The 18,953-nt window shown below is 48.0% G+C and carries 24 protein-coding genes; 16 read left to right on the top strand and 8 right to left on the bottom strand.

Annotation, left to right across the window (positions count from 1 at the left end; translation table 11 throughout):
- Positions 1-20 precede the first annotated feature (20 nt).
- The 4 genes from COV52_02610 (at position 21) to secF (ending at position 3,736) form a co-directional block, all read left to right on the top strand.
- On the top strand, positions 21-416 hold the full coding sequence (locus COV52_02610; GenBank protein PIR11671.1) for a hypothetical protein: 396 nt from the start codon (positions 21-23) through the stop codon (positions 414-416).
- Positions 417-556: 140 nt separating this feature from the next.
- Positions 557-898: a preprotein translocase subunit YajC gene (yajC, locus tag COV52_02615; GenBank protein ID PIR11672.1), complete on the top strand. Its 342-nt coding sequence runs from the start codon at positions 557-559 to the stop codon at positions 896-898.
- Between the two features lie 22 nt (positions 899-920).
- Entirely contained in the window at positions 921-2,798 is a 1,878-nt protein-coding gene (gene secD / locus COV52_02620) for a protein translocase subunit SecD (protein ID PIR11673.1), read from the top strand.
- Positions 2,798-3,736 (top strand): protein translocase subunit SecF, encoded by a 939-nt coding sequence (gene secF / locus COV52_02625; GenBank protein ID PIR11674.1) that lies wholly within the window; start codon positions 2,798-2,800, stop codon positions 3,734-3,736. The genes secD and secF overlap by 1 nt, the downstream gene beginning before the upstream one ends.
- 19 nt (positions 3,737-3,755) lie before the next feature.
- On the opposite strand, the gene COV52_02630 is transcribed toward secF, so the two are convergent.
- On the bottom strand, positions 3,756-4,541 hold the full coding sequence (locus tag COV52_02630) for an inositol monophosphatase (GenBank protein PIR11675.1): 786 nt from the start codon (positions 4,539-4,541) through the stop codon (positions 3,756-3,758).
- A 65-nt stretch (positions 4,542-4,606) separates the two neighbouring features.
- On the opposite strand from COV52_02630, the gene COV52_02635 reads away from it, so the two are divergent.
- The 9 genes from COV52_02635 (at position 4,607) to fdx (ending at position 12,241) form a co-directional block, all read left to right on the top strand.
- Positions 4,607-6,310, top strand: a complete 1,704-nt coding sequence (locus COV52_02635) for a hypothetical protein (protein PIR11676.1) — start codon at positions 4,607-4,609, stop codon at positions 6,308-6,310.
- A 36-nt stretch (positions 6,311-6,346) separates the two neighbouring features.
- The gene (locus COV52_02640; GenBank protein ID PIR11677.1) at positions 6,347-7,048 is read left to right on the top strand and encodes a tRNA (cytosine(32)/uridine(32)-2'-O)-methyltransferase TrmJ; all 702 of its coding nucleotides are present in this window, start codon (positions 6,347-6,349) and stop codon (positions 7,046-7,048) included.
- 152 nt (positions 7,049-7,200) lie between these two features.
- Entirely contained in the window at positions 7,201-7,635 is a 435-nt protein-coding gene (locus COV52_02645; GenBank protein PIR11678.1) for a Fe-S cluster assembly transcriptional regulator IscR, read from the top strand.
- Between the two features lie 7 nt (positions 7,636-7,642).
- Complete coding sequence (locus COV52_02650) at positions 7,643-8,857, top strand: IscS subfamily cysteine desulfurase (protein ID PIR11742.1); 1,215 nt, start codon at positions 7,643-7,645, stop codon at positions 8,855-8,857.
- 10 nt (positions 8,858-8,867) lie between these two features.
- Positions 8,868-9,254, top strand: a complete 387-nt coding sequence (locus COV52_02655) for a Fe-S cluster assembly scaffold IscU (GenBank protein PIR11679.1) — start codon at positions 8,868-8,870, stop codon at positions 9,252-9,254.
- Positions 9,255-9,584 carry an iron-sulfur cluster assembly protein IscA gene (gene iscA / locus COV52_02660; GenBank protein ID PIR11680.1) on the top strand — a complete coding sequence of 110 codons (330 nt, stop codon included), beginning with the start codon at positions 9,255-9,257 and terminating at the stop codon, positions 9,582-9,584.
- 2 nt (positions 9,585-9,586) lie between these two features.
- Positions 9,587-10,060 carry a Fe-S protein assembly co-chaperone HscB gene (gene hscB / locus COV52_02665; protein PIR11681.1) on the top strand — a complete coding sequence of 158 codons (474 nt, stop codon included), beginning with the start codon at positions 9,587-9,589 and terminating at the stop codon, positions 10,058-10,060.
- Positions 10,060-11,919, top strand: coding sequence for a Fe-S protein assembly chaperone HscA (hscA, locus tag COV52_02670; protein ID PIR11682.1), 1,860 nt, complete (start codon positions 10,060-10,062; stop codon positions 11,917-11,919). Before hscB ends, hscA begins: the two co-directional genes overlap by 1 nt.
- Positions 11,906-12,241, top strand: a complete 336-nt coding sequence (fdx, locus tag COV52_02675; GenBank protein PIR11743.1) for an ISC system 2Fe-2S type ferredoxin — start codon at positions 11,906-11,908, stop codon at positions 12,239-12,241. Before hscA ends, fdx begins: the two co-directional genes overlap by 14 nt.
- Here fdx and COV52_02680 read toward each other — a convergent pair.
- Entirely contained in the window at positions 12,238-12,456 is a 219-nt protein-coding gene (locus COV52_02680; protein ID PIR11683.1) for a hypothetical protein, read from the bottom strand. The two genes, fdx and COV52_02680, sit on opposite strands and share 4 nt — an antisense overlap.
- A 125-nt stretch (positions 12,457-12,581) precedes the next feature.
- On the opposite strand from COV52_02680, the gene iscX reads away from it, so the two are divergent.
- From iscX to COV52_02695, 3 genes are read left to right on the top strand one after another with little or no spacing between them, the layout of a single operon-like run.
- Positions 12,582-12,773, top strand: a complete 192-nt coding sequence (gene iscX, locus COV52_02685) for a Fe-S assembly protein IscX (GenBank protein PIR11684.1) — start codon at positions 12,582-12,584, stop codon at positions 12,771-12,773.
- 1 nt (position 12,774) lies between these two features.
- The gene (locus COV52_02690; protein PIR11685.1) at positions 12,775-13,275 is read left to right on the top strand and encodes a superoxide dismutase; all 501 of its coding nucleotides are present in this window, start codon (positions 12,775-12,777) and stop codon (positions 13,273-13,275) included.
- Positions 13,272-13,958 (top strand): hypothetical protein, encoded by a 687-nt coding sequence (locus COV52_02695; protein PIR11686.1) that lies wholly within the window; start codon positions 13,272-13,274, stop codon positions 13,956-13,958. The genes COV52_02690 and COV52_02695 overlap by 4 nt, the downstream gene beginning before the upstream one ends.
- A gap of 433 nt (positions 13,959-14,391) precedes the next feature.
- Here the strand turns inward: COV52_02695 and COV52_02700 are convergent, their stop codons facing one another.
- From COV52_02700 to COV52_02725, 6 genes are all read right to left on the bottom strand, one after another.
- The gene (locus COV52_02700) at positions 14,392-15,150 is read right to left on the bottom strand and encodes a Nif3-like dinuclear metal center hexameric protein (GenBank protein ID PIR11687.1); all 759 of its coding nucleotides are present in this window, start codon (positions 15,148-15,150) and stop codon (positions 14,392-14,394) included.
- Positions 15,151-15,154: 4 nt separating this feature from the next.
- Positions 15,155-16,414, bottom strand: coding sequence for a UDP-N-acetylglucosamine 1-carboxyvinyltransferase (gene murA / locus COV52_02705; protein PIR11688.1), 1,260 nt, complete (start codon positions 16,412-16,414; stop codon positions 15,155-15,157).
- Entirely contained in the window at positions 16,407-16,661 is a 255-nt protein-coding gene (locus COV52_02710; GenBank protein ID PIR11689.1) for a hypothetical protein, read from the bottom strand. Before COV52_02710 ends, murA begins: the two co-directional genes overlap by 8 nt.
- 62 nt (positions 16,662-16,723) lie before the next feature.
- Entirely contained in the window at positions 16,724-17,389 is a 666-nt protein-coding gene (gene recO / locus COV52_02715; protein ID PIR11690.1) for a DNA repair protein RecO, read from the bottom strand.
- Positions 17,386-18,279 carry a GTPase Era gene (locus COV52_02720; protein PIR11691.1) on the bottom strand — a complete coding sequence of 298 codons (894 nt, stop codon included), beginning with the start codon at positions 18,277-18,279 and terminating at the stop codon, positions 17,386-17,388. Before COV52_02720 ends, recO begins: the two co-directional genes overlap by 4 nt.
- Positions 18,276-18,953 (bottom strand): ribonuclease III, encoded by a 678-nt coding sequence (locus COV52_02725; GenBank protein PIR11692.1) that lies wholly within the window; start codon positions 18,951-18,953, stop codon positions 18,276-18,278. The genes COV52_02720 and COV52_02725 overlap by 4 nt, the downstream gene beginning before the upstream one ends.

An 18,953-nucleotide genomic window follows, 5' to 3' on the forward strand; every position in this document is an offset into this window, starting at 1 on the left:
ATTCACAAAGGAGGTGTGTTATGGGTATCGTGTTTGCCATTGAGCTCTTGTTGATGGTCCTTTTATTCATCTATTTAAACTTCCACTTGGCCCGTAAGCGCATGGCTGAAAAAGTTCATCATGGTCATGGTGAGCATGAGGCTGTGATGCGTGCAGTCCACGCCCATCACATGAGCATGGGTTACACGAGCTTGGGTGTGGCCATGATTCTTTACCTTTGGCTTCAAGGTATTGATGCGACGTTTGCGATTATCTATGGCGCCGCACTGTTTATTGGTTGTTTATTGTACGCTTATTCGGTGTTGTGCTACGAGGTGAAGCACAAAGACGATTACTTGTTTCGTAAGGTGGGGGGCAGTTTGGCCTTGTTGGCGATTTTTGCCTCAGCACTGACGGCCTTCATTGCTTTGCTATAAGCCATTGCGGCCACGTTATAGTTCATAAATAAGCCAAGTGGCCTGGGTGATGGCCACTTGGTTTAATCTGTAAATGCCTTTCACTTTGTTTGAAGTCTCGTTATAATCAGCGCCTTTAAATCAATGCTTAAGGATCGCTCATGAGCTTCATTTCAACAGCCTTTGCGGCAACACCAGCGGCGGGCAGCGCCACGGCTGCTCCATCACCCTCCATGACGCCTTTGTTTGTTATTGTCGTACTCATGGTGCTGTTTTATGTTTGGATGTGGCGCAACCAAAGCCGCAAGAACAAAGCTCAGCGTGATTTACTCGGTAATATCAATCAGGGCGATGAGATCATGACCACAGGCGGTGCTTTGGGGCGAGTGGTGTCAGTGAATGAGCACCACGTGGTTTTGACTGTGTCGCAAAATGTCAACATGACGTTCCAAAAGGCGGCTGTGAGCACGGTATTGCCTAAGGGCACTATCAAAGAATTTTAATTGCCGACAAAGGATCGCCTGAATGAATCGTTACGCTCGCTGGAAATACTTTGCGCTTTTAGTTATTGTTATTGTCGCGTTTATTTATGCGATACCCAACGTCTTTCCAGATGATCCATCGGTACAAGTTTCCAGTGCCACCCCTGGTCAACCCATGATGAACAGCGATTTGAATCAAGTCGTCTCTTTATTACATCGTGATCATTTGGCCTATAAATCAGCTGCGATTGATGATGATAAAGTCCTTGTGCGTTTTGCCGGGATTGATGCGCAAGCCAAAGCTAAAGATTATTTGTCTGACAATTTGGGCAAAAACTACGTGGTCGCCATCACGCTGGCGTCTGCGACACCTGAGTGGTTGCAGAGTTTAGGCGCGTTGCCGATGCGTTTAGGTCTCGATCTTCGAGGTGGTGTAAGCTTGTTGCTGCAAGTGGATGTGGACGCGGTCGTGCGTGCTCGCGAGCAGGGTGATATCCGCGGTGTCGCCGATGCCTTGCGCAAGCAGGATATCCACTACACCGATTTAAGTTTGGGTAAGCAAGCGATTCAAGTGACGTTTAGGAATGCATCGGATGCTTCGCAGGGTGAAAGTTTGTTGAAAAGCCAGTTGTCAGGTTACGCCTGGAGGCGTTCGGGCTTAACGGTCAATGGGCAAATGACACCGGCGGCGATCGAGTCCATTCGTCAATACACGATTGACCAAACGCGTGAAACGATTCAGCGACGCGTGGATGCTTTGGGCGTGAGCAACGCAACCGTTCAGCAAGCAGGCCTTAACCGTATTTCCGTTGATTTGCCTGGTATTCAAGATGCCACGCAAGCACAAAGCCTTTTGGGTAAAACAGCCACTATCGAATTTCATTTGGTCGATACTGAGCATGATCCGATGGTTGCTGCGAGCACGGGCGTTGCGCCAGCTGGCACGACCTTATATCAATACGAAGGCCAGCCGATTTTGTTGAAAAACCCGATTATTTTGTCGGGTGATTCTGTGACATCGGCGGCGAGCGCGTTTGATCAAAACGGTCGTCCTGCGGTGAATATTCACTTGGGCGGTGCGGGTGAAACCCAGTTTTATCATGTGACCAGTCAAAACATTAATAAGCCTTTGGCGGTGTTATATATTGAAACGAAGTCCAAGCAAGTCACCTTGCCCAATGGCCAAAAAAATATTGTGTATAACACCACGAAAAAAGTGATTAACTCAGCAAATATCGAATCCGCGTTGGGCGCACAATTCCAAGTCATGGGTTTGTCGAGCACGGCTGAGGCGAATCAATTAGCGTTGCTGTTGCGTTCGGGTGCTTTGGTGGCGCCAGTGACCATCGTGGCAAGCCATGTCATTGGTCCGAGCATGGGGCAACAAAACGTACACCAGGGTATGTTATCGCTAGAAGTCGGCTTGGCTTGCGTAGTTGTATTCATGGCGCTGTACTATGCGGCTTTTGGTGTGATCACGGACATTGCTTTAGTGATCAACTTGGTCTTTTTGGTGGCTGTATTGTCTTTGTTGGGTGCGGTGTTAACCTTTCCGGGTATTGCGGGTCTTGTGTTAACGCTCGGTATGGCCGTGGATGCCAACGTGCTGATTTTCGAGCGTATTCGCGAAGAGTTGCGAAACGGCGTGAGCGTGCAGGCTGCAATTGAAGCCGGTTACAGTAAAGCCTTAGGTACGATTATGGACTCGAATATTACCACTTTTATTGCGGCTTTGGTGTTGTTTACCCTGGGCACGGGCGCCATTAAAAACTTTGCGATCGTCACTTGTATTGGTTTGATCACCTCAGTGTTCTCGCAAGTGACTTATACGCGTGCTATGGTGAATTTACGCTACGGCGGTAAGAAATTAAAAACCCTGCCGATTGGTATATTGCTGAAAAAGCCGGAGGAGAAAGCCTAATGGAATTTTTTAAGCAGAATACCAAAATTAATTTTATGGCAATCCGCAAGTGGACGGCCATGTTGTCTTGCGCTTTGTTTTTAGTGTCCATTCTCTCGTTAGTGATTAATGGCTTGAACTTTGGCTTGGATTTTACAGGCGGTTCTCAGATTATTTTATCCTTAGATAAGCCTGCCAATATTGGCCAGATTCGCCAATCGTTAGAAAAAGCCGGCTTTACGAAAAGCAACGTGCAGGCTTACGGTAATACACGCGAAGTCCAAATCAGTGTCGCTAACAAAAAAACGGGTACGCAACAAAATAGTAAGTTATTGGAGCAGCAGCTCTCTAATAAAATCGCGACTTTGGTGCCGGGCTCCAGCGTTGAGAGTGTGAACTTTGTGGGTGCTGCGGTGAGTTCGCAGCTTGCGTATAAAGGTATTTTGGCGGTGATTGTGGCTTTGCTAGGCACGATGATTTACATTGCCTTTCGTTTTGAGTACCGTTTGGCGGTGAGTGCGGCTGTGGCGATGATTCATGACCCGGTATTAATTCTGGGGTTTTTCTCTTTGTTTCATGTTGAATTTGACTTAACCTCCTTGGCGGCGGTCCTCACGGTTTTGGGTTACTCACTCAACGATACCATCGTGGTGTTTGATCGAGTGCGTGAAAACTTCCGTAAGATGCGCAAGGGCAGCCCAACGGAAGTGGTCAATGCAGCGATCAATCAAACTTTGTCCCGTACCGTGATGACCTCAGGCATGACATTAATTGTCGTATTAGCCTTGTTATTCTTTGGTGGTGCGGTCATTCATGGGTTTGCGTTGGCGCTGGTGATCGGTATTGTGGTGGGTACGTATTCATCGATTTATGTCGCCGGTGCTTTAGCGGTGGCTTTAGGCTTATCGCGGCAAGATTTATTGCCGACGGCGAAAAAAGCAATAGAAGACGCGCCGTAACCCGGGTTTTCAATCCAGCTTAGACGATAATACGGTTAACTTTCTGTGCCAGAGGTTTGATTAACTTCGGATTCGCAGCGAGTATCTTGCCAGATTGCAAATAATGCTCACCCCCGTTGAATTCGCTGACAATCCCGCCGGCTTCTTTCACGAGTAAGGCACCGGCTGCTATATCCCAAGGTTTTAAACCCATTTCCCAGAAGCCATCAAGCTGGCCTGAGGCGGTGTAGGCTAAATCTAAAGCTGCCGCACCACTGTGGCGCAAAATGCACGAGGATTCGCTGAGGCTGCTTTGTACCGCTTCAAAAAGTTCACGTTTGTCGCGCGCGCTGGCGGCTAGGCCTGAAGCAATCAAGGCACCTTCGAGCTTGATTCGGCTGCTAATACGAATACGTTGATCATTTTTCTTGGCCCCATTACCGCGAGTAGCGGTAAATAGATCATCGTTGTTGGGGTTGAAAATCACAGCGTGCTCCACTTTGCCTTTGTGCAAACAGGCGATGGAAATGCAGAAATAGGGGAAACCGTGGGAAAAATTAAAGGTGCCGTCGATGGGGTCAATTAACCAAGTGTACTCGGCTTTTCGCTCATGATGGCCGCTTTCCTCGGCGATAATATCGTGATCGGGGTAGGCGGTGTGTAAGGTTTCAATGATGATCTCTTCAGCACGTAGGTCGGCCGCGGTCACGAGATCCAGCGGGCTTTTCTCGCCAATGGATAAGGTATCGAGTTTTTCTTGGTAGCGCATGATGGCGCGGCCTGCATGGCGAGCGGCTTTGACGGCGATATTAACGAAAGGATGCATGCGAAACCTCGATTTTTTCTTGGGCGCATTATACGCAACATTTGAGCTGAAAGCGAGCGCTGGAAATGCTTTTGGAAATGCTTTTAAGGCCCGTTGGCTTTAACAAAACCTTAATATTTGCGTTGTATGATTATCTCAACGATAAAAATAATAACAAGGAGAAAACAGTGCCTGCTAATCGCTCGGTATCCATTGAACACCTTAACTATCGTCAGATTAATGCTTATTTTGATCAGCTTGAGCGCCTTATTAGCAGCACTACTCAAGCCGACCGTCGTCCGCGTTTGCTTGCCTTGGTCTATCAAGCTATGCGTGTTTACCCCGGCTTTCGTGCAGGTGTCTACAGTTTGCTGCTCGCGAGTTTGTCCTCACCTTGGTCTGAAAGTTTGATTCCCATCCTTTGTGATAATGGCTTTGCTTTTTTGTCTAGAAGGCATAAAGAAAAAGCGTTACAGGAGTGTTTTGCTGCTCAGAATGGGAGGGTTTTCAATGTGGAGCTCTATAATTTGCTGGTCTCCAAAAGGGTTCTGGAAAAACATGAGAGAGATGAGTACGGATTTACGCCTTTGCATCATGCGGTTTTGCGTGGAGGACACAGCCTTGTTAAGTCGATGCTTATTTCAGGGGCTAGTTTAGGCGATTGCAATCTCTATGGTGATACGCCTTTTTATCTTGCGGCTAAATTCTCGGAGCCGTCCGTCATCAGAGTGTGTTTTTCTAGCTATCAGGGAGGTTTTTCTTTTGAACATTCCAGGGGGGGCAATCTTATCGATATCTTGGTGGATAGGTTTGGTTTCACGGGGTGTATGGATTTTCTTTCTAATGACTTTCTAAGCAAGGTGGGGCTTTCAGAAAGAAGTTTTGGTCACCTGCTGGGGGCTTTTTCTTTGAGGGACCTGTTTTTGGTTGATGATGCTCTAAAAGAACGCTTTGCGCTGCTTTTAAGCGCTCAGTATGCTTCCGACATTCAGCATCGAAACGGGATTTCTAAGCTGGAAAAGTGCTACAAAGTCATTGTGGCGTTTTTACAACGCCATATGGATCAGCATTTTCTACCGTCTGATTTTAAGGTTACTGACGCCATTCGCCAGGCTCAGTTGTGGAGCCTTGTCTGGTTTTTTGCGCTTAAGCCTGATGCTATTTTCCAGCGCGATGCCGATGGTGTTTATCCGATGCAAACTATCATTGAGCGCTCTAATGGTAATCTGCTTCTTTTGCTCAGGCTCTCAGTGCCTAGAGTTTCTAGCCCTGCGGGTGTGTTTGAAATGCTATTTGATGTTTGCCTCAATGCTCAATTTGATCATTCGCTGGAGGTTCAGCCTGTTATGAAGGTGCTTTTTGACTGCTTTCCTAATGAGGGGTACTCGGAACGGTTAAATGCTTTCGTGGCAGATCGGAGCCCTGTTGATGTGGGGGGGCTGGCAAGCTTTGTTCGTATTGTCTTAAGGGCTTTATTGAAAAATGATAAAAGGGTGCAGTTTCTTTCTGAGCTTGGTGGATCGTTCGAGCAGTGTCATAGCCTATTAGCTCAGGAATTTCCCGGGGCGTATAAAGCTCTGAGGCGTAGGCCTGCATCTGATTTAAGTCGAAGTCGAGTTGGCGTTCGAAGGGCTTCTGAAGCTTTAGGTGACGGTGGACGGCGAGGCTCGCGCGTTCGGCAGTTATCACTCTTTGGATTGACATTATTAGCTGACGCTGCACGTTTGAGGCTTCAAGCGGAAGAGCGCGAGTCCTCTGCGCCTACTGATGCTCATCGCCCGACTTGCTGATACACTCACGGTTAAACGCATCATGCAGGTTTCTTGATGAGTAGACTGGATAATCTTTCAATTGTGTTGGTTGAGCCGAGCCACCCGGGCAATATCGGGGCGACGGCGCGCGCGATGAAAAACATGGGTTTGTCGAATTTGGTCTTGGTGAGCCCGCGTGAGTTCCCGAGCGAAGAGGCGACTCAGCGTGCGGCGAGTGCGGCCGATGTGCTCGAGCGTGCGCGATGTGTGAGCACACTGGCTGAGGCGATAGCGGATGTTGAGCGTGTGTACGGCTGTGCGGCGGATTTGCGTGATCAAGCCTGGCCGGTGTTCAGCGCTGAGGCCCTGGGCTTGGAGGTGGCTGGCGCGCAGGTAGGCCGGCGCATGGCGATAGTGTTTGGCCGTGAAAGTACGGGGCTGAATAACGAGGAGCTGGCCTTGTGCCATGCGCAGGTGCAAATTCCAACAGACTCAGCCTATAACTCATTAAATCTCGCCCAGGCAGTGCAGGTGGTGTGTTATGAGCTGCATAAAGCCACGTTAGGTGCTGTAGGCGACGCCGAATTACCGGCGCTGGCCAACCAGGCGAAATGCGCGGCTTTGTTCCAGGCTTTCGCTGCGGCTGCAGAGCGAGTCGCTTATTACGACCCGAAAAGACCGCTGAATTTCCCCACTCGCATGCGCCAAGTGATCTTGCAGATGAATCTGCAGGATAGCGATGCGGATATGTTATTGGGTTTTTTGAAGCGTCTTTAGCCTTACAGCCCAATGGGCGGCGATAAGCTATGCTAAATCTTCCTGGGCCTGCATATTTCTCCGTGTCTTTATCATAATATTTGCCAGCTTATTCTTGACTAAATCAGTCGGGATTCTATAATGGCCACCATGTTGAATAAGCGGTCCACACGATGAAGCTGACAGCCAAAGGGCGCTATGCCGTGATTGCCATGGTCGATTTGTCTCGCCATCAGCGCGACGATGAGGCTGTGCCTTTGGCGGACATTGCCGAGCGCCAACAGCTTTCACAGGCGTTTTTAGAGCAGCTGTTTGCTAAGCTTAAAAAACACCAATTGGTGTGTAGTGTGCGGGGTGCCAAGGGCGGTTACCGATTAAATTTACCCTCTAAAATCATAAAAGTAGCGGATATTGTTAAGGCTATAAATGAGGATACAGATTCCACCCATTGCAAGGGCGAAAAGAATTGCCGTAAGGGCGAGCCTTGTTTAACGCATGACGTTTGGGCGGGTCTGAGCGAAGTAACCAATAATTATTTAGCGGCCGTGAGTTTGGCCGATATTAACGCAGGCCAGTTGCCTGCAGTGACCATAGAAAAAGGTGAGTAGTATGACTGTGAACACGCCGATTTATTTTGACTATGCTGCGACCACGCCGGTTGACCCGCGTGTGGCGAAAAAAATGATGGAATATTTGTCTGTCGATGGCATTTATGGCAATCCTGCCAGCCGCTCGCACGCCTTTGGTTGGCAGGCCGACGAGGCGGTGGAGACGGCGCGCAAACAGGTGGCTGATTTAGTGAATTGCGACCCGCGAGCGATTGTTTGGACCTCGGGCGCCACCGAATCCGATAATTTGGCCATTAAAGGTGCGGCGAGCTTTTATGCCCGCAAAGGTCAACACATCATTACGAATAAAACCGAGCATAAAGCGGTGTTGGATACCTGCCGCGATTTGGAGCGCCAGGGCTATGAAGTCACCTACTTAAGCCCAGATGTGCAGGGTCATATTACGCCAGAAATGGTTAAAGCCGTACTTCGTGATGACACGGTCTTGGTCTCGGTGATGCACGTGAATAACGAGCTTGGCACGATTAATGATATCGCAGGTATTGGCGCGCTATGTCGAGAAAATAAAATTATTTTTCATGTGGATGCCGCACAAAGTTTAGGTAAATTATCGATTGATTTGGCCACTTTGCCGGTTGATCTCATGTCATTTTCAGCGCATAAAATCTACGGCCCGAAAGGCATGGGAGCGTTGTATGTCTGCCGGCAGCCGCGTATCCGTATCGAAGCGCAAATGCATGGCGGCGGGCATGAGCGCGGTATGCGCTCAGGTACCTTGCCCACTCACCAAATTGTGGGTTTTGGCGAAGCCTGCCGGATTGCGAAAGCCGAGATGGCCGATGAAGCCAAGCGCATCAGAACCTTGCGCGATCGTTTATGGGCCGGCATCAGCGATATTGAAGAAATTTATATCAATGGTGACTATGATCACGGTTACCCCGGTATTTTTAATTTCAGTATCAATTTTATCGAGGGTGAATCCTTGATGATGGCCTTAAAAGACTTGGCGGTGTCTTCAGGTTCGGCCTGTACTTCGGCAAGCCTTGAGCCCTCGTATGTTTTGCGTGCCTTGGGTCGCAGTGATGAGCTGGCACATAGCTCGTTGCGCTTTTCCATTGGCCGTTTTACAACAGAAGAAGAGATTGACTATGCCATTGGCTTGATTCGCAAACACGTGAAACATTTGCGTGATATGTCACCCTTATGGGAAATGCATCAAGCCGGTATCGATTTATCCACTGTAGAGTGGGCAGCACACTAGGAGAAAGAGTATGGCGTACAGTAAAAAAGTGATTGATCATTACGAAAACCCCCGCAATGTCGGCAGTTTCGACGGCGCAGATGATGGGGACGTGGGCACCGGCATGGTCGGTGCGCCGGCCTGTGGTGATGTGATGAAGCTACAGATCAAAGTGGAAAACGGTAAAATTGTCGACACACGCTTTAAGACTTACGGTTGTGGTTCGGCCATTGCTTCAAGTTCTTTAGCCACGGAGTGGCTGAAAGGCAAAACTCTGGATGAAGCCACGCAAATTAAAAATAGCGATATTGCCGAAGAATTGGCTTTGCCGCCGGTAAAAATTCACTGTTCAATTTTGGCCGAAGATGCCATCAAAGCGGCGATTGCGGATTACGAAAAAAAACACGCGGAAAAATAAATGAGTGAAAGCTTAGCGATCACAGAAAAAGCGGCTCAACGTATTATCGATTGCATGAAAGCACGCGGAAAGGGTCTTGGCATTCGGGTTAAAATCCGCACCACAGGCTGTACGGGTTTGGCGTATGTGATTGAATATGCCGATGAGCGAAACGAACATGATCATGAGTTTACCGAACATGGCGCGCATGTGTTTATCGATCCGAAAGCCATGCCGATCGTGCAGGGTGCGACCTTGGATTATATTCGTCGTGGTTTGAATGAAGGTTTTGAGTTTATCAATCCGAATGAGAAAAATCGCTGTGGATGCGGTGAGAGTTTTACGGTTTAACGATGTCCTTGCTAGAGAAAGATTATTTCAATTTATTTGATCTGCCGATGGGCTTGGATATCAATGTCGATGAGCTTGAAGCGCGCTATAAAAAGCTGCAGCGCTTAGTGCACCCGGATCGTTTCAGTGCAAAAGCTGAGTGTGAAAAACGCTTAGCCCTTCAAACGTCGTCTTACGCCAACCAAGCCTATCAAACGCTTAAAAACCCTTTGTCACGTGCGGTGTATTTATTAAAGTTGCATGGTGTGAGTTTAAATCTTGAGAACAATGCCGCGATGTCGCCCGAATTTCTCATGCAGCAAATACAGTGGCGTGAGCGTTTATTATCAGGAGACGAAGGGGTGAAAACAGAGATTCACAGTGCGTTTAATGACGCCTGGGCCTGCCTAAAGACTGCGATTCTTGAGAAAGACGATGAGCGTGCCGCGCAATGTGTGGCCGAGTTAAGCTTTATTCAAAAGGTGTTAGACGCATAATGGCATTATTACAAATCACAGAGCCAGGTGGTAAAAGCGCGCCGCACGAGCGAAAGTTTGCAGTGGGTATTGATTTGGGTACAACGAACAGCTTGGTTGCCACGATTAAAGATGGTTTTCCAGTGGTGTTGGCCGATGCTAACGGTGATGTGTCTCAACCCTCGGTGGTGCATTATGCCTCAAATGCTATCGTGGTAGGTCGTGAAGCCAAAGCACAACACGAAATCGATCCCCACAATACCATCGTCTCGGTGAAGCGTTTGATGGGTCGAGCCCTGTCCGATTTAGACACGATTGCCAAGCATTCTTCGCTGCGTTTGTGCGAAGACAAGGGCATGGTCTGTGTTACAAGCGATCACGGTGTAAAAAATCCGATTGAAATCTCTGCGGTGATTTTGCAGCACTTAAAAACCATTGCTGAACAAAGTGCCGATAAATCTTTAGAGGGCGCGGTGATCACGGTGCCCGCGTATTTTGATGATGCGCAACGTCAAGCGACCAAAGATGCAGCGAGCTTGGCCGGGATTCCGGTTTTGCGTTTGCTCAATGAACCCACAGCGGCGGCTGTCGCGTACGGTTTGGATCAGGGTAAGCCCGGTGTTTACATGGTGTTTGACTTGGGTGGTGGTACGTTTGATGTGTCCATTTTAGAGTTCGAAGAGGGTGTATTCACGGTGCTGGCCACCGGTGGCGATAGTGCGCTCGGTGGTGATGATTTTGATCGTGCGATTATGGCGCATTGGCAAGCTTCAATCGATGGGCCCTTGTCGCCGAATGATAAAGCGAGTTTGGCCAATTTAGCGCGTGAAGCGAAAGAGAGTTTAAGTGTGAGTGAATCTTGTGTGATTCGTTTCAAGGGGCAGAGTTTGAGTTTGGATCGTGAAACATTCGCGCGCTTAATCGACGGTGAAACGCAGCAAATGATCACGATAGCTCAATCGGTTTTAATCGACGCAAAACTTAATAGCAACGATTTGAACGGTGTGCTCATGGTCGGCGGCTCCACGCGCGCTTTGGCTGTCCAGGCTGCAGCCAGAAACACCTTTGCCTGTCCCATGTTAAACGATATTGATCCGGATCAAGTGGTGGCTTTGGGTGCTGCGATACAAGCCGATACGCTGATTGGCAATAAATCAGCGAATGACGCGTTATTGTTGGACGTCTTACCCTTATCGCTGGGCATTGAAACCATGGGTGGTTTAGTGGAGAAAATTATTGAACGTAATAGCACAATCCCTACGGCGCGAGCGCAAGAGTTTACAACGTATCAGGATAACCAAACCGGCATGCAATTTCATGTGGTGCAGGGCGAGCGCGAGACTGTGGATCACTGTCGCTCTTTGGCGCGTTTTGATTTGAAAGGCATTCCGCCGATGAAGGCCGGTAGCGCGCGTGTGCGTGTGACTTTTCAGGTGGATGCGGATGGTTTGTTAAGTGTGAATGCGCAGGAAGCAATCACGGGACAATCTGCAGAGATTGTTGTGAAGCCTTCTTACGGTTTGAGCACAGATGATATGCAAAGCATGTTGCTTGAGGCCTTCGGTCATGCCGATGAAGACATGAAAACCCGTGCACTGGTCGAAGAGACGGTAGCCGGTGAACAGCTGCTCTCGATGTTGGAGACGGCTTTGGAAGAAGACGGCGAGGCTTTGCTCACAGTGAAAGAAAAGGATGGCTTAAAGCAGTCTATCGTGATTTTAACGCAGGCGATCGATGCTAAAGATACTGCGAGGATTAAAGCGGCCATTGAACAATTGAATGAAGCCAGTCATGACTTTGCGGCTAAGCGCATGGATTTGGCTGTTAAAAAAGCGCTGAGCGGTAAACGTATTGATGAGGTGAATGATGCCAAAAATTAAAGTGTTACCTCATGCAGACATCTGCCCTCAAGGCGTAGAGTTTGAATCACCCAAAGGCGCGATCTTAATTGAAGAGCTCTTTAAGCACGCCATTAAAATAGAACACGCTTGTGAAATGCAGTGTGCTTGTACAACGTGCCAGGTCTATGTGCGCACCGGGTTCGACTCTTTGAACGAGGCGCAAGATAAAGAAAACGATTTGCTCGATCGTGCTTGGGGTGTGGATATGGACTCGCGCTTAAGTTGCCAAGTGATCATTGACGATGAAGACTTGGTTGTTGAGATTCCGAAATACACTATTAATATGGTTTCTGAAGGTTAGGGGCACGCTCTGGCTTGCGCTCGGGTGGCAAGTGCCGTTCTGGCTTCTGTCCGAAGTTGAGCTTTTATCTCTTCCAATTTATTCACTGTGATATCAACAAGGCTTGCTGCAGTTTCGTCATGTCCAGGGAAGGCGATTGCGAGCCTGGCGACCGCTCTTTTTTTGAAGGCTAGCAAGTCGCGTTTTATAAAGAGGATTTTTTTGCCTTTTTGCACTTGATTATTAAGGTCTATCGTAAAGTGTTTTTCTTAGAATAAGCTTAAGCGTTGAAGTGTTGACAAGCCTGTGCATGTGCCTGCAGACTATGCGCTGGAATCAAAAAAACTCATGAGGAAACCCGATGAAATGGACTGATGTGCAAGACATTGCCATCGCATTGGCCGATATGCACAGCGATGTGGATCCGCGCTCTGTGCGATTTACGGATTTACACCGTTGGGTCTGCGAGCTTGATGGTTTTGACGATGTGCCGAATAATAGCAATGAGCGAATTTTAGAAGCGATACAAGCCGCTTGGATGGATGAGGTTTAAAATGATGCGTTATATCAGTGGGTTCATGGTGTTGTTGGGGGCGGTGTCACTGGCGATTTCAGCCAGCGTTAAAATTCCTATGCATTTAGTATTGAAAGGTGATCATGATCAGTACATCGGGTATGTCTTGGCAGAAGATACGCAATATGGGTTGTTATTAAAGCCTCATTTAACACATTTGCCGCCGGGTGAGCACGGTTTTCATATTCATGTGCGGCCTTCGTGCAAAGATCAGGGTATGGCGGCTGGCGGTCATTTGGATCCTCTGCACACGGGTAAGCACTTGGGGCCTTATAACCCGCACGGTCATTTAGGTGATTTGCCGGTATTGATCGTCAACGATCAAGGTGAGGCGAAGCTGCCTATATTGGCACCTAGGCTGACCGTGAAAGCTATTCGCCACCATGCGTTGATGGTGCATGAAGGTGGGGATAATTATTCTGACGAGCCTAAGCCTTTGGGCGGCGGCGGTGCGCGCTTGGCTTGTGGGGTGATTAAGTGAGCCTGAAAAAACGCTTATTTTTCCGAGTCAGTCATGCCTTGGCGACACTTTCGCCGAATTTTTTTGGCCTGACCGAGCCCTACCATGAGATTAAAACAGACTTTACTTTGCCGGGTGGGGCGAAAGTGTTTTTAGGTGCAATGTTATTGGATGCGCCGAAAGGGCTATATCACCGTTACGACTATCAAAGTATTTGTGCGCGTGAACACATTGGTTTAGTGGTTCGCACGTTGGAAGCGCTGGAGCGTGAAACACACTTGTGGGGTGGGGTGAAAGCCGCGAATGAAAAACAGTATGAAGCCATTGATGTGGATGTCATCAATGTTAGCATTCGTGATTTTATTGCACACTTCAAACACACCGAGGCGGACTTCGTGTCTAAATTCTTCCAGGCTATGGAAGCGATTTATGCGCATCAAGCGGCGGGGAAAAATGTGTATTTTCACTGTAAAGCCGGTAAAAATCGCAGCTTTAAAGCTTTGACCACGTATTTGGTGTATGTGCAATGCCACGATGCGCTAAAGGCCAAAACCGTGACAATAGAACAGTTAAAAGCCACGATTCACGAGACCTGCAAGCATGTTCATATTCACAGACCGCAAATTATCTATAAAACACCAAGGCAGCAAAGCGACCATGAGGCTTTTGTGCTGGCGTGTTTTGAAGCTTATCTAGAAAAATAAAAGCCCGCCGGATTTTGCTTATTTTTATTATGCAATCCGGCGGATGCTTGAGGGGTGGGCTTTTTGTTATTGTTATTATTTAGTTATTTTTATTGTTATTCGTGAGCTTGCCTGCTTTTATTGTTATTGTGTTGTTTTTGTTATCTTCGGCAGCGTATCTTTTATTGTTTAGGCGAAGCTTTCATCTCGAGATTCAAGACCCATGTCTGCGATCACTGAGTTGACTTCACCGCTATTTAAATACAACTCATCCGTTGTAAAGCTGTCTTGAAGGTCGTAATCGTTAAACATCGTGTTTCTCCTTTGTCCGTTGTTTTCAACACAATCCCAGTATAGTTTGTTCAAAAAATAATCATACAGTGGAATTAGGGTGGTAAAAAAATAGGCAAATTTCGGGGTATAAAGTCGCCAAAAATGCCTTAACTTATTGATTTCAAACGGGGTTGGGTATATCGATAAAGTCGCTGCTTAGGCTAAATTCGGCGTTCAGGTGTTTGGCCAGTGCTTGAACACCAAAGCGTTCGGTCGCGTGATGGCCAGCGGCAAAGTAGTGGAGGTTCATTTCACGGGCAATATGCACAGTTTGTTCGGAAATTTCACCACTGATATAGGCATCACAGCCTGCTAGTGCTGCTGCTTCAATGCCTCGCTCAGCGGAGCCCGTGCACCAGGCTATACGTCGAATACTGCGAGAATCTGCAGCTGAAATGTGTAGTGGCGTGTGCTGCAGAGTCTGCTCGAGCATCTCGGCTAGGTTTTTAGCGGTTTTGGCTTCACTGAAGATGCCTTGCAAGCCGATGCCTGGCCCCAAACCTAGGTCGATGGTTTCAATGTTGCAGATAGTGAGTGCTGTGCCGAACTGCACATTATTGCCAAGGCTTGGGTGAGCGTCGAGCGGTAAGTGGTACGCGAAGAGGTTGATATCGTTTTCTAACAGGGTTTTTAAACGCTGCTTTTTCATGCCGGTAATTTCGGCTGCTTCACCTTTCCAAAAATAACCGTGGTGCACAATGATCGTATCGGCTTGTTGCTCAATGGCCGCATCGATCAAGGCTTGGCAAGCTGTCACGCCGGTGATGATGCGTTTAATTTCTCGGCTGCCTTCGACTTGTAAACCATTCGGGCAGTAATCACTAAACTCTTTAATGCGTAGCAGTGTGTTAAGATGCTGTGTTAAGTGATCACGTTTCATCGTGTTACGACGCGCGCTTAATTTTCGCGCCCAATTGCGACAGTTTTTCTTCAATGCATTCATAACCGCGATCGATATGATAAATGCGGTGCACGGTAGTTTCACCTTCAGCGGCCAGGCCTGCAAGCACCAGACTTGCAGAAGCACGAAGGTCGGTAGCCATCACAGGCGCGCCTTTTAAGCGTTCGACACCTTTCACATAGGCGGTATTACCCTCGATGCGGATGTTCGCGCCCATGCGCTCAAGCTCTTGAGCGTGCATGAAGCGGTTTTCAAATATAGTTTCAACAATGCGGCTATCGCCTGTGGCAATTGTGTTCAGCGCCATAAATTGGGCTTGCATATCTGTAGGAAAACCTGGGTAAGGTGCAGTGATAATGTCAACAGCGTGCGGTCGCTGGCCTTCCATGTCGATTTCAATATAGTTTTCACCGGCATCCACTTGGCCACCGGTTTCGCGCAATTTTTCAAGCGTGGCCTTCAAGGTTTTAGGCGCGCAGTTTTTCAACAGCACACGGCCGCCGGTCATGGCGGCGGCGACTAAGTAGGTGCCTGTTTCAATGCGATCGGGCATCACTCGATACTCGCCCCCTTTAAGTGATGAAACCCCTTGGATGCGAATCGTGGACGTACCTGCGCCGCTAATTTTAGCCCCCAATACCGTTAAGAAGTTTGCAAGGTCGATAATTTCAGGCTCTTTTGCGGCGTTGTTTAAAATGGTTTCGCCGTCTGCGAGTGTGGCGGCTGTTAGCAAGTTCTCAGTGGCGCCGACGCTGACTTTGCTCATGGTGATGTTGGCACCTTTTAAGCCTTGCGGCGCACGAGCCTTGATGTAGCCGTCGGTAAGTTCGATTTCAGCACCCATGGCGCGAAGACCATCGGTGTGGACGTCAACAGGGCGTGCACCAATGGCGCAGCCACCTGGTAATGAGACATCGGCTTGACCGAAACGTGCCAGCAAAGGACCTAGCACCAGAATCGAGGCGCGCATCGTGCTGACCAGCTCGTAGGGAGCGACAAAACGATCGATATGGCGAGGATCAATTTCAAGGCCTAGGTACTCATCCACCACAATGTGTGAGCCCATTTGGCCCAGTAATTCGATGGTGGTGGTAATGTCACGCAAATGCGGAACATTACTGATTTTAACCGGCTCACTGGCCAATAGGCTCGCGGCCATAATGGGTAGGGCGGCATTTTTTGCGCCCGACATTTTGATTTCGCCGATCAGCGGTTGACCACCTTCAATTTTAAGCTTATCCATGATTTGTCTCTTGCTGCTCGGCCCACTCTTTTGGGGTATACGTTTTTAACGACAGTGCGTGTAACTCGCCTGTACTGATCGGTTGGTTGACAGCCGCGTAGACTTTCTGTTGGCGTTGTACGCTGCGCAGGTCATCAAAGGTTTCGCTCACAATCGTGGCGGTGAAGTGGTAACCGTCGCCTTCAACCTGTACATGCTGGCAGGTGAGTGCTTCGTGAATGAGGTGTTCGATTGTTTTGGAGTCCATGGCAAGTCGCATTGTTCGTGTGAAAAAAGCGATCATAGCCCAACAGTGACGGCCGGTCAAAATTAACGAAAAAGGCTTCGGCTTTCGATGGTTTTGTGACCTAGGTGTGCTTGGATGAGCCGTCGCATGATGTGTTTGGCGGCTTGCAGGGTATCGGGTGTATCCAGTTTTTCTTGGTCGATTTTGAGTAAAGTGTGCCCTGGGAGGCCATCTTGCTCGGTGGCGATTTCAAAGCCTTGGTCCAGGCTCAATGCGTAAAACTGCTTTGCTTCGATAGATTGGCCCGAGAGGGTATGTGAAAAGCTAATGCCGTAGCCCAATAATTCTAATAATTGTTTTTCAAAACGACGCAATAAGGTTTCGATTGAATCACAACTGCTTAAAGTCTGTAGTGTATTTTCGTAAAGCTCAAACACGTCTTCGCAGTGTGATAGTCGGGGTATGAGCTTTAAAATAAGCTCATTCATATAAAAGCCGCAGAGCAGCTGTTCACCGCTAAGAAAAAGATGACGTTCCATCTCGGCTTGTTTTAGCGTGCGTAGTTCACCCTTGGGGGTGTAGCTTACCTCAAGTAAGCAAAATTGTTGTGTGACACTGGCTAATTTGGATTTGGCACGTTTAACACCGTGAGCCACGACAGGCACGATACCGTCAGTGTCAGTGAGTAGTTCGATAAGCGCGCTGGAGTCTCGGTAAGGGCGTTTGTGTAACACAAAGCCCTTGGTCATTGATAAAAGCCGAGTTGACTTAGGGCTTTCTCATCGTCTGCCCAGTCTTGTTTGACTTTTACCCACAACTGTAAAAATATTTTTTTGTCAAAATGGCGTTCAAGGTCATGACGAGCTTGTGAGCCAATCAGTTTTAAGTGAGTGCCGCCTTTGCCAATCACGATGGCTTTTTGATTCGGACGCTCAACGTAAATGCTGGCATTGATATGCAAGACTTGATTACGCTCTTGGATGTGCTCAACCAATACCGTAGAAGAGTAAGGAATTTCTTGGTGAGTCGTATTAAAGAGTTTCTCTCGAACAATTTCACTGATAATAAAGTTATCATCACGTGTGGTAAATTTTTCAGCTTCAAAAAAGAATTCACCTTCTGGCAGTAAGGCGTTTACCGCTTTTTGGACTTCGGCAACGTTTGTGCCTTTTTCGGCGCAAACAGGCACAATGGCGGTGAAATTATGTCGGTCTTTTAAGTTGTTAATGATCGGAAGGACTTGATCACGTTCTTGGAATTGATCGATTTTATTAATGACGAGAATGCAGGGTGTGCTGGATGATTTGATGTGTTCGAGCACGTATTCGTCTTCATCTGTCCAAACCATGGCATCGACCACAAAAAGCACCACATCCACATCATAAATCGTGTGGCTGGCCACTTGATTCATGTGTTTGTTGAGCGTGCGACGGTGTGTTTTGTGCATGCCGGGTGTGTCGACATAAATTGACTGATAGTTTTTATCGGTTTTAATGCCTTGGATCACATGCCGTGTGGTTTGTCGCTTGTGGCAGGTGATGCTGAGTTTTTTACCCAGTAGCGCATTAAGTAGGGTTGATTTGCCAACATTAGGTCGCCCTAAAATTGCCACGTAACCGCAGTAGTGTTGTAGATTCATTTTTTTATGACCTCGAGTACTTGTTGTGCTGCATATTGTTCAGCTTTTCTTCGGGTACTTCCTGTGCCAAGTAGCGGTTCTTGAAGAGTGATAACGCTACATTCGACAATGAACTCTTGCTCATGGTCTTTTCCACGCGTTTCGACTAAACGATAGTCAGGTAGGGGTAAGCGTCTTGCTTGTAGCCACTCTTGCAGTTGAGACTTGGGGTCTTTTTTCAAGTCATCGAGCGAGAGTGTTTCTAATGTTGCGGCATACCATGTGAGAATACATTGTTTTGCTTCTTGCAGGCCAGCATCGTGATAAATGGCAGCAATGATGGCTTCTACCGCATCGGCTAGAATCGAACGACGTTTTTCGCCGCCGCTTTTCAATTCCCCTGGGCCCAATAGTAATGCAGAACTTAAGTTAAGTTCAAGCGCTATTTTAGCTAAGACATCACCTTTAACCATTCCGGCGCGCATACGGCTGAGCTCGCCTTCGTGTGCCGTGGGAAATCGTAAGCTTAATTCTTCAGCGATAATAAAGCCTAAGATAGCATCGCCTAAAAATTCAAAACGTTCATTGTTGTGTTTGGCATAGCTTCGGTGTGTTAGGGCGAGCTTTAAAAGCTCAAGGTCTTTAAACTCGTAGTGCAGATTATGTTGCAGTTTTTCGAGTTTTTGATCGTCCAT

Source organism: Gammaproteobacteria bacterium CG11_big_fil_rev_8_21_14_0_20_46_22 (assembly GCA_002796245.1).
In the GTDB taxonomy this organism is placed as follows: Bacteria; Pseudomonadota; Gammaproteobacteria; order UBA12402; family UBA12402; genus 1-14-0-20-46-22.

Excerpts from the sequence above, each read along its gene's own strand:
- COV52_02610 (PIR11671.1), top strand. The coding sequence starts at position 21 with ATGGGTATCGTGTTTGCCATTGAGCTCTTGTTGATGGTCCTTTTATTC.
- yajC (PIR11672.1), top strand. The coding sequence starts at position 557 with ATGAGCTTCATTTCAACAGCCTTTGCGGCAACACCAGCGGCGGGCAGC.
- secD (PIR11673.1), top strand. The coding sequence starts at position 921 with ATGAATCGTTACGCTCGCTGGAAATACTTTGCGCTTTTAGTTATTGTT.
- secF (PIR11674.1), top strand. The coding sequence starts at position 2,798 with ATGGAATTTTTTAAGCAGAATACCAAAATTAATTTTATGGCAATCCGC.
- COV52_02630 (PIR11675.1), bottom strand. The coding sequence starts at position 4,541 with ATGCATCCTTTCGTTAATATCGCCGTCAAAGCCGCTCGCCATGCAGGC.
- COV52_02635 (PIR11676.1), top strand. The coding sequence starts at position 4,607 with ATGCTTTTGGAAATGCTTTTAAGGCCCGTTGGCTTTAACAAAACCTTA.
- COV52_02640 (PIR11677.1), top strand. The coding sequence starts at position 6,347 with ATGAGTAGACTGGATAATCTTTCAATTGTGTTGGTTGAGCCGAGCCAC.
- COV52_02645 (PIR11678.1), top strand. The coding sequence starts at position 7,201 with ATGAAGCTGACAGCCAAAGGGCGCTATGCCGTGATTGCCATGGTCGAT.
- COV52_02655 (PIR11679.1), top strand. The coding sequence starts at position 8,868 with ATGGCGTACAGTAAAAAAGTGATTGATCATTACGAAAACCCCCGCAAT.
- iscA (PIR11680.1), top strand. The coding sequence starts at position 9,255 with ATGAGTGAAAGCTTAGCGATCACAGAAAAAGCGGCTCAACGTATTATC.
- hscB (PIR11681.1), top strand. The coding sequence starts at position 9,587 with ATGTCCTTGCTAGAGAAAGATTATTTCAATTTATTTGATCTGCCGATG.
- hscA (PIR11682.1), top strand. The coding sequence starts at position 10,060 with ATGGCATTATTACAAATCACAGAGCCAGGTGGTAAAAGCGCGCCGCAC.
- fdx (PIR11743.1), top strand. The coding sequence starts at position 11,906 with ATGCCAAAAATTAAAGTGTTACCTCATGCAGACATCTGCCCTCAAGGC.
- iscX (PIR11684.1), top strand. The coding sequence starts at position 12,582 with ATGAAATGGACTGATGTGCAAGACATTGCCATCGCATTGGCCGATATG.
- COV52_02690 (PIR11685.1), top strand. The coding sequence starts at position 12,775 with ATGATGCGTTATATCAGTGGGTTCATGGTGTTGTTGGGGGCGGTGTCA.
- COV52_02700 (PIR11687.1), bottom strand. The coding sequence starts at position 15,150 with ATGAAACGTGATCACTTAACACAGCATCTTAACACACTGCTACGCATT.
- murA (PIR11688.1), bottom strand. The coding sequence starts at position 16,414 with ATGGATAAGCTTAAAATTGAAGGTGGTCAACCGCTGATCGGCGAAATC.
- COV52_02710 (PIR11689.1), bottom strand. The coding sequence starts at position 16,661 with ATGGACTCCAAAACAATCGAACACCTCATTCACGAAGCACTCACCTGC.
- recO (PIR11690.1), bottom strand. The coding sequence starts at position 17,389 with ATGACCAAGGGCTTTGTGTTACACAAACGCCCTTACCGAGACTCCAGC.
- COV52_02720 (PIR11691.1), bottom strand. The coding sequence starts at position 18,279 with ATGAATCTACAACACTACTGCGGTTACGTGGCAATTTTAGGGCGACCT.
- COV52_02725 (PIR11692.1), bottom strand. The coding sequence starts at position 18,953 with ATGGACGATCAAAAACTCGAAAAACTGCAACATAATCTGCACTACGAG.